The following is a 424-nucleotide window of genomic DNA, read 5'->3' on the forward strand; positions in this document are numbered from 1 at the left end:
GTGTAGTAGGGGGTGAGCGGCGGGAGTCCGCCGGGCCGGCCGAGCAGTTCGGCGATGCGGGCGCGGGCCGTGTCGAAGGCCGTCGCGTACGTGCCGTCCGCGGCCACGCCCTGCCGGGCCAGCCACTCCTCGTCGGGCGCCGGGCGGTGGCCGGCGTCGAGCTGGTTCCAGGAGGCGAGGCAGCCGGAGCCGACGAAGTGGTGGTTGCCGAGCGCCTCGCGGACGCCGAGGTCGGTGAGGATCGCGGTGGGGATGCGCCGGTGCAGCGCCTCCAGGGCGGCCGTCGAACTGACGGTGACCAGGAGGTCGGTGCGGTCGAGGACCTCGCCCATGTGCCCGTAGACCAGGCGCAGGTTGGCGGGGAGGCCGAGGCCGCGGGCGAGCTTCTGGTAGGGCAGTTCCTCGATGTGCGTGGTGTGTTCGC

Annotated in this window: 1 protein-coding gene; it reads right to left on the reverse strand. The window is 74.1% G+C overall.

Annotated features, from left to right (window positions below; all coding sequences use genetic code 11):
• The coding region (locus LPA54_RS39870; protein WP_368857909.1) for a DUF6716 putative glycosyltransferase at nucleotides 1-424 on the reverse strand (424 nt) is incomplete at both ends.

It is taken from the genome of Streptomyces sp. DH12 (genome assembly GCF_020873895.1).
Lineage (GTDB): Bacteria > Actinomycetota > Actinomycetes > Streptomycetales > Streptomycetaceae > Streptomyces.